Below are 12114 nucleotides of genomic sequence, written 5' to 3' on the forward strand. Positions count from 1 at the left end.
CAACTACACCCAGCGCCTGCGGGCGGCGGCGTTGCCGGCGCCGTGGCCGTGGTTTGCTGCGGCGGCCGCGGCGGCGCCGTATGCCGCCTACGTGGACATCGGCAGCCACGTGATCGCCAGTGCCTCGCCGGAACTGCTGTTCGCCCGTCGTGGCTCGGTGGTGGAATGCCGGCCGATGAAGGGCACCATGCGTCGCGGCCGCAGCCTGGCCGAGGACCGGCGCCTGGCGCGGGCATTGCGTCAGTCGGCCAAGGAGCGGGCCGAGAACCTGATGATCACCGACATGGTGCGCAACGACCTTGGCCGTATTGCCCGGCCGGGTTCGGTCACCGTGCCGCGCCTGTTCGAGCTGCAGCGCTTCGCCGACGTGTGGCAGATGATCAGCCGCGTGCAGGCGCACAGTGACGCCGACCTGGCGGCGCTGTTCGGTGCCCTGTTCCCGGCCGCCTCGGTGACCGGCGCGCCGAAGGTGCAGGCGATGCGCGAGATCGCCGCGCTGGAGCGCTCGCCGCGGCGGGTGTACTGCGGCAGCGTCGGCTATGCCGCGCCGGACGGTAGCGCGCAGTTCAACGTGGCCATCCGCACGTTGCTGTGGCGGCGCGCCGACGGCGCCGCCGAGTACGGCACCGGCAGCGGCATCGTGTGGGACTCGCGGCCCGCCGCCGAGGCCCGCGAGTGCCGGCTCAAGGCGCGCCAGCTGCGCCGGCCGCCGGCGCCGTTCGGACTCATCGAGACGCTGCGCTGGTCGCCGGCGGACGGGTACTTCCTGCTCGACGAGCACCTGCGCCGGCTCTACGACTCGGCCCGCTGGGCCGGCATCGGCCTGGCGCCGGATGCCGCCCGCCAGGCATTGGCGCGGGCGGCGGCCGGGTTTGCGCCGGCGGTGCAGCGCGTGCGGTTGGTGGCGCAGGCGAATGGCAACGTTGACGTGACCGCCACGCCGCTTCCGTGGCCCGGGCCGCGCGCGTGGACGCTGGCCCTGGCGAGGCACCCGGTAGACAGCCGCGACAGTCTGCTCTATCACAAGACCACCCGCCGCGCGGTTTACGATCGGGCGCGTGCCCAGCGGCCGGACGTGGACGACGTGGTGCTGTGGAACCGCCGCGGTGAGCTCACCGAGACCACGGTCGCCAACCTGGCTTTCCTGCGCGACGGGGTGTGGTACACACCGCCGGTGCGCTGCGGGCTGCTGCCCGGCACCTATCGGGCGGCGCTGCTGGCTGCGGGCCGCCTGCACGAGGCTGTGCTGACGCGCGGGCAGCTCGACCGGGTGCAGGCGTTGGCGGTGTTCAATTCGTTGCGCGGCTGGCTGGCGGCGCGGCTGATCGATCGGGAGGTGAGGTGATGGCCGCCGAAGCCGGATGGCGGGCGCAGGTGTACCAGGTGATCTTCGAGGCCGACACGCCGGCCGGCAAGCTGTTCGATGTGGTGCTGCTGTGGTCCATTTTGCTGAGCATTGCATTGGTGCTGCTCGACAGCGTGGCGGTCGTTCACAACGCCTTCGGCGGCTGGCTGTACGGTGCCGAGTGGGTGTTCACGGCGCTGTTCACGGTCGAGTACGCGCTGCGTCTGCTGAGTGCGCCGCGGCCGTTGCGCTACGCGCGCAGCTTTTTCGGCGTGGTCGACCTGCTGGCCATCGTGCCGACGTATCTGAGCCTGTTCATTGCGGGCAGCCAGACCCTGCTGGTGGTGCGGGCGCTGCGCATGCTGCGCGTGTTCCGCGTGCTCAAGCTCAGCCGCTACCTGCGCGAGGCCATGGTCCTGCGTCAGGCGCTGCGTGCCAGCCTGCCGAAGATCGGCGTGTTCCTGTATACGGTTCTGACGCTGGTGATCATCTTCGGGGCCCTGATGTACCTGATCGAGGGCCCCGAGCGTGGCTTCACCAGCATCCCGACCAGCATCTACTGGGCCATCGTGACGCTCACCACCGTCGGCTACGGCGACATCGCGCCGGCCAGCGTCCCCGGCCGTCTGCTGGCCAGCCTGGTGATGATCATGGGCTACGGCATCATTGCGGTGCCGACCGGCATCGTGACGGTGGAAATGTCGCGGGTACGCGATGCCGACAGCATCACCACCCGTGTGTGCGGACACTGCATGCGCGAGGGCCACGACAAAGACGCCCGTCACTGCAAGTTCTGCGGCGCCGATTTGCCGCCGCGCGTGGCCGCGACCGACTGACGACCGCATGGCGTACTGGGGCAAGTTGATCGGCGGCGCCGCCGGCCTGTTCATGGGGGGACCGGTGGGGGCCCTGTTCGGGGTGGTGGCCGGCCACAGCGTGGATCGGGCCCGCACCGCCGGCAGCGATCGCGCGCGCCGGCCGCGGGAGGTGCTGGTCGACGTCGGTTTCGCCCTGATGGGGCACGTCGCCAAGGCCGACGGCCGGGTCAGCGAGCCGGAGATCGCCGCCGCGGAGGCGTGGATGCGGCGCCTGGGGCTCAGCGCCGTGGAGCGGCGACGGGCCATGGAGGGCTTCAACGCCGGCAAGCAGCCGGGGTTCCCGGTGGCCGAGGCGGTGCAGCGTTTCCGGCGTCAGGGACGCGCTGATCCGCGTGCGATGCGTCTGTTGCTGGAGATGCTGGCGGCGGTGGCGATGGCGGATGGCCGTCTGGCACCGGCCTCGCGTCAGGCGGTGGTGGCCGTGCTGTCGCAACTGGGTCTCCCGGCCGCTTTGCTGGAAGCGGTGCTCGGCCAGGCCGGCGCCGGCGGGGCCGGGCAGCGTCGGCGGCCGGCCGTGCCGTCGTTGCAGCAGGACTATGCATTGCTGGGTGTGCCGGCGGGTGCGGAGCCGGCCGCCATCAAGCGCGCCTACCGCCGCCTGATGAGTCGCCACCACCCGGACAAGGCCGGCTCCGACACCGACGCCACGGCCCGCGCACAAGCGATCAACGCGGCCTACCAGCGGATCCGCGAGGCGCGCGGATTCTGATGGGCGACGCGCCCGCGGCTGTCGCGGTGGCTGTCGGTCAGCCGAATCGGGTAGGGTGAGCGGATGCTTGCCAGCGCACAATCCCGTTTCGAGGCGCTTCTGACCGGCATGCGGTTCATCGGCCGCCGCCTGGCGCAGGAGCGCATCACCCAGACCGCGGCCAGTCTCACGTTCACCACCGTCATCTCGCTGGTGCCGTTGCTGGCGGTGATGCTGGCGCTGTTCACGGCCTTCCCCGCCTTCGACGACCTGCGCGGGCGCATGCAGGACTGGTTCGCCCAGGCGCTGCTACCGCCGAACATCGCCGAGACGGTGTTCGGTTACGTGAACCAGTTCGCCGAGAAGGCCGCCGGCCTGGGCGCCGCCGGCGTGATTGGCCTGCTGGTGACGGCCACCATGCTGCTGTTGACGGTCGACCGGTCACTGAACCGCATCTGGCGCACGCCGCGCCCGCGTCCGCTGTGGCAGCGGGTGATCCTGTTCTGGGCCTGGCTGACCGCCGGGCCGCTGCTGATGACGTTCGCGATCGGCCAGCTGTCGCTGGCGGCGGCGTTGTCTTCCGGCTGGCTGGGGGCGATTCCCGGCGGTACGGCGGCCGCCGGCACGCTGGTGTCCTGGCTGGTGATGGGCGGGGTGCTGGCGGTGGTGTACCGGGTGGTGCCCAACACCGAGGTGCTGTGGCGCGACGCGCTGGTCGGTGGCGTGCTGGCGGCGATCGCCTTCAGCCTGGCCAGCCGGGTGTTTGCCTGGTACATCGGCCGGTTGCCGACCTACGCGGCGGTGTACGGTACCTTCGCGACGCTGCCGCTGGCCCTGATCTGGATGTACTGGAGCTGGCTGGTGGTGCTGGGCGGGGCCATCGTGTCGGCCTGGCTGCCGGCACTGCGCGCCGGCGTGTTCGCGCCGGCGGCGCCGGCCGGTGGTGAGTTCCTGCTGGCCTGGCAGGCGGTGCAGCACCTGGCGGCCAGCCGCCAGGAGCCGCCGTGCGGGCTGGACATGGCCACCCTGGTGCGCGCGCTGGGTGCCGACCCGCAGCGTCTGGAGCGGGCCCTGCTGGCGCTGGAGGACATTGGCTGGGTGGGGCAGGTGAGTCCCACCGGGCGTGGGCGCACGCGCTGGGCCCTGCTGGTGGATCCGCAGGCGGTGACGCTGGCGCCGCTGGTGGACAACCTGTTGCTGGACCGCGCCGCCGCCGCCCGTGCCGGCGTGCCGGTGGAGGCCCTGCTGCATGCCGATCTGATCGAGCGTCCGCCGCTGACGGCGGTCGATGCCGAGTCGCCGTCCACGCAGCCCAGCGGTACGCCCATTTCATGAGGCGAATCGTCGGTCGGCTGGCTGTGTGCCTGTCGCTCGTGTGCGTGTTGCCGGTGGCGCGTGCGGCCACCGTGCAGGTGACGCTCGAGGGGTTGTCGCCGGCCTTGTCCGAGAGCGTGCTGGCGACCCTCGACATTGGTGCCGAGGCGCAGCGCGAGCGGGTGTCGGCGGCGCGCATTCGCCGTGCCCACAACGCGGCTCCAGGGCAGATCCGCGGCGCGCTCGAGGCGAGCGGCTATTACCGGGCCGAGGTCGACGCGAGCCTGTCCGGTGGGCCCGGCGGCTGGCAGGCGCACTACCGGGTCACCCGCGGCGAGCCCTTGCGCGTGACCGCGCTGGATTTGACCCTCACCGGCCCGGCCGGTAACGACGCGGCGCTGCAGGCAGCGCTGCCGGCGTTCCCGCTGAAGACCGGCAGCCGGTTGCGGCATGCCCGCTACGAGAGCGGCAAGCGGGCGCTGCTGGACGTCTTGCGCGAGTACGGCTATCTGGACGTCGCCTTCACGACGCACCGGGTGGACGTGGATCTGGATGCCTACACGGCCGACATCACGCTGACACTGGACAGCGGCGCCCGCTATCGCTTCGGTGAAGTGTCGCTGGAGGAGACGGTGATCGAGCCGTCGCTGCTGCGTCGCTACGGCGCGCCACAGCCGGGCGAGCCGTACAGCGTGGCGCGGCTCCTGGAGTACCAGGGCGCGTTGGCGGACAGCGGCTACTTCGCGGGTGTCGAGGTGCTGCCCGCCCGCCGTGACCGCGAGGCGCACACGGTGCCGGTGACGGTGCAGCTGAGCCCGCGCCCGCGCAATGCGTACAGTGCCGGTGTCGGCTTTGCCACCGACAGCGGCCCGCGCCTGCGTGCCGGTCATCAGCGGCGTTACGTGAATCGGCTCGGACACCATCTGGACAGCGCGCTGTTGCTGTCGCCGCGCGACAGCGAGCTGAGCACCCGCTACCGCATTCCGTTGGCCGATCCGCGCACCGAGCAGCTGACGTTCGGTGCCGCCGTCGGCCGCGAGGACACCGTCAGTGCGCGTTCCGATAGCGTGAACGTGCAGGCTGCGGTGACGCGTCGATGGGGCATCGGGCGACGCACCCTGGGCCTGGACTACCTGGTCGAGCGTTTCGATACCGGCAGCGACGAGGCCACCACCGCGCTGCTGATTCCGTCCGTCGGCTGGCAGGGCACGCGCAGCGACAACCCGCTGTGGCCCCGCGCCGGCTGGCGCCTGGACCTGGCCCTGCGTGGCGCCCTGGACGGAATGCTGTCGGATCTGTCGTTCGTGCAGGCGCGGGCGGGGGCCAGGTACGTGCAGGGCCTGGGACGCGACCATCGCCTGCTGGGGCGCCTTGAGCTCGGGTCCACGTGGGTCGACGGCTTCGGCCAGTTGCCGGCCTCGCTGCGCTTTTTCGCCGGCGGTGACCAGAGCGTGCGCGGCTTCGACTATCAGAAGCTGGGGCCCAGGGACAGCGGGGGCGACGTGGTCGGTGGCCGACACCTGCTGGTGGCCAGCCTTGAGTACGAGTGGATGTTTGCCGGCGATTTCGGCGCGGCGGCGTTCTTCGACACCGGCAATGCCTTCAATGGCGCGCGACTGAATCTGGAGCGTGGTGTCGGGGTGGGCTTTCGCTGGCGTTCACCGCTCGGGGCGGTACGGGTGGACCTTGCCAGCGCCATTTCCGAGCCGGGCGCGCCGCTGCGTCTGCACATCACCGTGGGGCCGGTGCTGTGAGGTGCCTGGCGAGGGGGCTGAGCATCCTGCTGTGGGTGTCGGTGATTGCCCTGGCCGGTTACGTGGCGCTTGGCAGCAACAGCGCGACGCGGCTGTTGCTGCGCGGTGCCGTGGCGCTGAGCGCAGAACGTCTGAGTATTGGCGAGGTGCATGGCAACCTGCGCCAGGGGCTGTCCTTGCAGCGGATCGCGTTGCGCTTCCCCGGGGGGCGGGCGCGGGCCGAGGCGCTCGAATGGGTGCCCGGTGACAGCGCTGTGTGGCATCGCCAGGTAGCGCTTGGCCGCATCACGCTCGATGAACTGCACGTGGCACTGGACGCCGATGGGGCGTCACCGGCGGAGCCCGTGCAACTGCCAACGCTGGCCGTGCCGGTCCGCGTCACGCTGGATGCGCTGGTCGTGCGCGGCCTGACGCTGATGCCCGGCACCGGCGCTGCGTTGCGGCTGGAAGGCCTGCGGCTCAGCGGCAGCCTGGATGGCAACCGGCTGCATCTTGGCCGGCTCTCAGCACACGCGCCCCAGGGCGCGGTGGATGCCGCGCTGCGCCTCGACCTTGCCGGCGACGGTGCGCTGGAGGGGTGGGTGCAGGGCCGGGTGCGCCGGCCGGAGGGTTCGCCGCTGTACCTGAATGGCAGTGTCGGCGGCAGTCTTTCGCGCAGTGTGCAACTGGCACTGCGCAGCACGGAACCGGCGGCGCGGCTGGTGGCCAGTGTCCAGACGCCACTGGCCGGCGGGCCCTGGCAGGCACGCCTGTGGCTGGAACAGGCGCCGTTGGCCGTCTGGCGGGCGGGTCTGCCACCCTGGCCGGTGGCAGTGGACGGGCGCGCCCGTGGGCACGGCGCCGAGCGTGCGCTGACGCTGGACTACCGGCTGGAGCACACGCCGGCCGGCAGTGTGCATGGCCGGCTGGCCGCTCAGGGCGTGGGCGCGCTGTGGGAGGTGACCGCGACCGCGCGGGCGCAGCCATCGCGCGTCGACGTCACCGGTCAGCTGGACCTGCAGGCCGCCACCGCGCAGGGGCAGCTCGAGTGGCACGCCCTGCGGTGGCCGCTCGGTGGGCAGGCGCCGCAGGTCGAGTCCCCGCGCGGCAGTGCCCGGTTGAGCGGCACGCTCGACGACTGGGCGCTGACGCTACAGGCCGCGTTGGTGGCGCAGGGGCAGGCCGGCGAAATCGAGATGCAAGCGCACGGAGACGCCGCGCAGGCGCGGCTGGAAACCTTCACCGCGCAGCTGCTGGGGGGGCAGCTCGCCGGCCAAGGTACGTTGCGCTGGGCGCCGGAGCTGCGTTATGCGGTGACCGCCAGGGCCAGGCGCTTCGATCCACGCGTGCTGTGGCCGCAGTGGCCGGGGCGGGTGGACGCCGACCTGGCGGCCACCGGGGATGCGGGCGCACTCGACCTGCGGATTGAGGACCTCGGTGGCACGCTGCGCGGCCAGCCGCTTGGCGGTGGCGGGCGGATCGCCTGGCAGCCTGCGTCGCTCCGCGTGTCGGACATCGATCTGCGCCTGGGGCGGGCCAGCCTGCGCGCGTCCGGCACGGTGCTGGGAAGCGGCCCGCCGCTGGCCGGTGTGCTGGACGTGCCGGCCGCCGGCGAGCTGTTGCCCGGCGCCCGTGGCCGTCTGGAGGCGCGTGCCCGCATCAGCGGGCCCGCGGTGGCGCAGGCCGAGGTCCAGGTGCAGGGCAGCGACCTGGCTTACGGCGATCAGGCCGCCAGCACGCTCGATGTCCGGCTGAACCTCGATCGTCCGCGCGACCGCCTGTCGCTGGCACTGACGGCGGACGGCGTGCGCGTGGGTGACCGGCGCTTGTCGTTGCAGCTGGCGGCGGACGGCGCGGCGGGTGCGCATGGCGTAAACCTGCGCCTGGAGCGTAACGGACACCGCCTGACGCTGGATGGACGGGGCCGGTTGCTGGAGGACGGATGGCGCGGGTCGGTGACCGATGGCCGTCTGGATGGCCTGCCGCCACAGGCGTGGTTGCTCGCCGAGCCGCTGGAACTGGAGCTGCGTCGCGCACAGCAGTCGGTGAGCCGGCACTGCTGGCAGGCCGATGTCGCGCGGGTGTGTGCTGCCGGTCGGCGCAGCAGCGGCGTTCTGGAGCTGGCCGCCGAACTCGAGGCGTTGCCGCTGGCGCCACTGATGCGGCTGGCCGATAGCGATGTGGTCGTGGACGGGGAGCTGGATGGGCAGGTTCGCCTGCGCCGTGACGCCGGACCGCTGCTGGGCGAGTTGCGCCTGAACGTGCCGGCCGGCGATCTGCGCGTGCCGACGCCGGACGGCGGTCTGCGCCGCTTCTCCCACGGAGGGGCGCGCATCGATGGCCGTTTCGAGGCCGCCGGCGGTCGGCTCGACATGCAGCTGGCGTCGGCGCTGCCGGGGCAGGCGGATCTGCTCACCGCCACGCTGCGCCTGCCGCCGTTGCCGGCCGCCGATGACGCGTCGCTGCAGGGAACGTTGGCGGCGCAGCTGCCGGACGTCGGGCTGTTCGAGCCATGGCTGCCGCAACTGGCAGGCGTGGCCGGGCGCGTGGAAGCCAGCGTGCAGATCGACGGCACACTGCAGGCACCGCGCCTGGCCGGCACGGCCGAACTGCACGATGGCCGTGCCGCCGTGCCGGCGCTCGGCATCGAGTTGCGCGAGGCGCGGGCCCGTGTGAGCGGCGACGGCGGCGACACCGTGCGCCTGACCGGCAGCCTGCGTTCGGGCACGGGCACCTTGCGCCTGGACGGTGAGGGAACCCGCCGGCCCGATGGCCTGAGTGCCAGGCTGACGCTCAGCGGCGAGCGGGTGAAGATCGTCGACACCGCGCAGCTGCAGGCGCACGTGAGTCCCGACCTGAACGTCGCACTGGCCGACGGCCGCCTGGATGTGAGCGGCGCGTTGACGGTGCCGCAGGCGCTGATCCGCGCGCAGGACAGGCCCCCGGCGGTGCAGGCCTCGCCCGATGTCGTGGTGCGGGGGCGTGAGGTGGACGACGGTGCTCCGGTGGCGACACACGCCGATGTGCGGGTACGACTGGGTGATGACGTGCGCGTGGACGCCTATGGCTTTCAGGGCCAGCTCGGCGGCGCCGTGCGCTTGCAGCAGCGTCCCGACGGCACTGCGGCGGTCAGCGGGCAGGTGGCGGTGGCCGAAGGCCAGTACACGTTTTACGGCCAGCGCCTGCCCGTGACCGAAGGTGAGCTGCGCTACGCCGGCGGCCCGCCGGATAACCCGGGGCTGAGCATCACTGCCGCCCGTACCATTGGCAGCGTGACCGCCGGCGTGCGTCTGCGCGGCACGGCCAAGGCGCCGACCACGCAACTGTTCTCGACGCCGGCGATGCCGCAGGCGGATATCCTGTCGTACCTGGTGCTGGGCCGTCCGCTGCAGCAGGCCGGCGGCAGCGAGAGCGACCTGCTGATGCAGGCCGCCGCGTCGGTGGGGCTGCGCGGCGGCGGGCGCTTGGTCAAGCGGCTGGGGCAAACGCTTGGCTTTGACGAAGCCAAGCTGGCGGGCGACGGCAATGGCGGGGCCAACCTGGCGCTGGGTCGCTACCTGACGCCACGCCTGTACGTGGGCTACGGCCTGGCGCTGGCCGAGCAGACCGATGCCGTCACCCTGCGCTACACGCTGACCGAACACTGGTTGCTGGAAGTGGTGTCCGGCCTGAGGCAGACGGCGGACCTGCTGTACCAGTTCGAGCGCTGACCATTTGGTGCTTGAATAAGCGCGCGCCGGTTTGTGTCGGCAGCGTTGCGGAGGGGGAGCAGAAGATGCAGCCGAGTGTGGAGATCGGTCCGCTGTCGGGCCCGTTGCTGGTCACGGTCGCGTATCTGGGGTTTTGGTATTACCTGCTCGTTGGTCTGCAGAGAAAGACCAAATACCGGCTGTTCAAGGAGTACACCGCCGACGGCCGGCAGTTCGACCGGTATTTCGGACAGGATCCGCAGATGCTGGCAGCGGACCGGGCGGTCATCAACACGCAAGAGCAGATGGTGCCGTTCCTGACGGCGTTTTGGATGTATGCGTTGTTCGTGTCGCCGCGCGTCGCGACCGTCCTGGGGATGGCCTACATCGCGTTGCGGTTTTTCTATCCGCGCCTTTTGGGCAAGGCGCTTTTTCGAATGCAGCCCAGGCGCGTCTATTTCGTGACGGTGCCCAGCTACGCGCTCATTTTCTACATGCTGGGCGCAACCGTCTGGCAGGTCATCGGCTCATCCTGACGCCGTCTGGCCCAGCGAACGGATCACGCGCATGGCCTCGGCCACGTGCTGTCTTGCGCGCAGCTGGCTCGAGAACATGTGCCGGATGGCGGCCTCACCGTCCAGGACGAAGGTGACGCGCCCCGGCAGCAGGCCAAGTGTGGCTGGCACGCCGTAGGCCTTGCGCACCGCGCCGCCCGGGTCGCTGAGCAGCACGAATGGCAGCCGGTGCTTGTTGGCGAAGCGGGCGTGTGACGCCGGGTCATCGGAGCTGATGCCGATCACCTCCGCGCCCGCCTGCGTGAAGTCCTGGTAGTGGTCGCGAAAGGCGCAGGCTTCGGCGGTGCAGCCCGGCGTGTCGTCCTTCGGATAGAAATACACAACGACCGGATGGCCCCGGTAGTCGGCCAGCGACACCGGCTGCCCGTCGGCTGTCGGTAGCGTGAAATCGGGGGCCGTGTCACCCAACGTGAGCGTTTTGCTGGCGGGCATGAGTTCCTCCGTGGGGCTGGCTGGGGCAGGGCGCCACCGGCGGATCGTGACGCCCGCGACGCGAAGCCCCAGCATAGCCGATGGGCCGCCGTGACGGCGTGCCGCCGCCGCGCGTGGCGCCAGCCCGGCCGAAGCGCGGGCCGCCCCGTCCAGCGCGCCGGCCGATGTGCTTCGTCCGCGTGCCATTCCTGCAGCCACTACAATCCCAGCCCGTGCGCCGGCTTGCCCCGGTCGGCGGTTCCGTCTGCAGGAGGAGCTGCATGAATCTCGATTTCTCGCCCGAGGACGAGGCGTTTCGCGCCCAGGTGCGTGCTTTTCTGGCCGAGCATTATCCGGCCGACATCCGGCGCAAGGTGGAGCTCGGGCTGGCGCTGGGCAAGGACGATTACGTGCGCTTCCAGCGCCTGCTGTACCTGCAGGGCTGGGCGGCGCCGTCGTGGCCAAGCGAGTTCGGCGGCTGCGGCTGGTCGGCGACGCGGCGCTACATTTTCGAGGACGAGCTGGCGGCCGCGGACTCGCCGCGCATCATCCCGTTCGGGCTCAAGATGCTGGGGCCGGTGCTGATGGCCTTCGGCACGCCCGAGCAGCAGCAGCGCTTCCTGCCGCGCATCCTGTCGTCCGAGGACTGGTGGTGTCAGGGGTACTCGGAGCCGGGGGCGGGGTCCGATCTGGCCTCGTTGCGCACGCGTGCCGAGCCGGTGGACGGCGGGTATCGGGTCAGCGGCTCGAAAATGTGGACCACCTACGCCCATTACGCCGACTGGATGTTCGCCCTGGTGCGCACGGCCAGCGGCGGCAAGAAGCAGGAAGGCATCTCCTTTCTGCTGATCGACATGACCAGTCCCGGCGTGTCGGTACGGCCGATCGTCACCATCGACGGCCTGCACGTGGTCAACCAGGTGTTTCTGGAGGACGTGTTCGTGCCGGTCGACTGCCGGGTGGGCGCCGAGGGCAAGGGCTGGACGCTCGCCAAGTTCCTGCTGGGGCACGAGCGCAGCAACATCGCCGGTGTGGCACGCAGCAAGCAGCAGTTGCGGCGCCTGAAGCGCATCGCCGGCGAGCGCAGGCTGCTGTGCGACCGGCGTTTTGCGGACCGGCTGGCGGCGCTCGAGATCGACCTGATGGCGCTCGAGTACACGGACCTGCGCGCGCTGTGGGAGGAGGCCGCCGGGCACCCGCCGGGGCCGCAGGCGTCGCTGCTGAAGGTCCGCGGCACGCAGATTCAGCAGGCGCTCACGGAACTGCTGATGCAGGCGGTGGGGCCGTACGCGCTGCCGTATGACGCCGCGGTGCTCAAGCTCGGCTGGCAGGAGGCGGAACCGGTCGGGCCGGAGTATGCGGCGCCGCTGGCGGCGAGCTACTTCGACAACCGCAAGACCTCCATCTACGGCGGCTCGAACGAGATCCAGAAGAACATCATCGCCAAGGCGGTGTTTGGCCTGTAAACGGGCGCGGACCTG

At 71.2% G+C, this 12114-nt stretch carries 9 protein-coding genes; 8 read left to right on the forward strand and 1 reads right to left on the reverse strand.

Annotation, left to right across the window (positions count from 1 at the left end; genetic code table 11):
* From ABYX71_RS00520 to ABYX71_RS00550, 7 genes are all read left to right on the forward strand, one after another.
* On the forward strand, positions 1-1345 hold a 1345-nt coding region (locus tag ABYX71_RS00520), incomplete at its 5' end, for a bifunctional chorismate-binding protein/class IV aminotransferase (RefSeq protein ID WP_372693833.1).
* A complete protein-coding gene (locus ABYX71_RS00525; protein WP_372693835.1) occupies positions 1345-2181 on the forward strand; it encodes an ion transporter in 837 nt (278 codons plus the stop codon). The genes ABYX71_RS00520 and ABYX71_RS00525, both read left to right, overlap by 1 nt.
* A gap of 7 nt (positions 2182-2188) precedes the next feature.
* Positions 2189-2932 (forward strand): co-chaperone DjlA, encoded by a 744-nt coding sequence (gene djlA / locus ABYX71_RS00530; protein WP_372693837.1) that lies wholly within the window; start codon positions 2189-2191, stop codon positions 2930-2932.
* A gap of 63 nt (positions 2933-2995) precedes the next feature.
* Positions 2996-4246, forward strand: coding sequence for a YihY family inner membrane protein (locus tag ABYX71_RS00535; RefSeq protein ID WP_372693839.1), 1251 nt, complete (start codon positions 2996-2998; stop codon positions 4244-4246).
* Complete coding sequence (locus ABYX71_RS00540; protein WP_372693841.1) at positions 4243-5979, forward strand: autotransporter assembly complex family protein; 1737 nt, start codon at positions 4243-4245, stop codon at positions 5977-5979. The genes ABYX71_RS00535 and ABYX71_RS00540 overlap by 4 nt, the downstream gene beginning before the upstream one ends.
* On the forward strand, positions 5976-9668 hold the full coding sequence (locus ABYX71_RS00545) for a translocation/assembly module TamB domain-containing protein (RefSeq protein WP_372693843.1): 3693 nt from the start codon (positions 5976-5978) through the stop codon (positions 9666-9668). The genes ABYX71_RS00540 and ABYX71_RS00545 overlap by 4 nt, the downstream gene beginning before the upstream one ends.
* 11 nt (positions 9669-9679) lie before the next feature.
* Positions 9680-10183, forward strand: a complete 504-nt coding sequence (locus ABYX71_RS00550) for an MAPEG family protein (RefSeq protein WP_372693845.1) — start codon at positions 9680-9682, stop codon at positions 10181-10183.
* On the opposite strand, the gene ABYX71_RS00555 is transcribed toward ABYX71_RS00550, so the two are convergent.
* Entirely contained in the window at positions 10175-10654 is a 480-nt protein-coding gene (locus ABYX71_RS00555) for a peroxiredoxin (RefSeq protein WP_372693847.1), read from the reverse strand. The two genes, ABYX71_RS00550 and ABYX71_RS00555, sit on opposite strands and share 9 nt — an antisense overlap.
* Positions 10655-10914: 260 nt before the next feature.
* On the opposite strand from ABYX71_RS00555, the gene ABYX71_RS00560 reads away from it, so the two are divergent.
* Positions 10915-12099 (forward strand): acyl-CoA dehydrogenase family protein, encoded by a 1185-nt coding sequence (locus tag ABYX71_RS00560; RefSeq protein ID WP_372693849.1) that lies wholly within the window; start codon positions 10915-10917, stop codon positions 12097-12099.
* Positions 12100-12114 lie beyond the last annotated feature (15 nt).

Origin of the sequence: Immundisolibacter sp., assembly GCF_041625615.1 — a bacterium.
GTDB lineage: Bacteria > Pseudomonadota > Gammaproteobacteria > Immundisolibacterales > Immundisolibacteraceae > Immundisolibacter.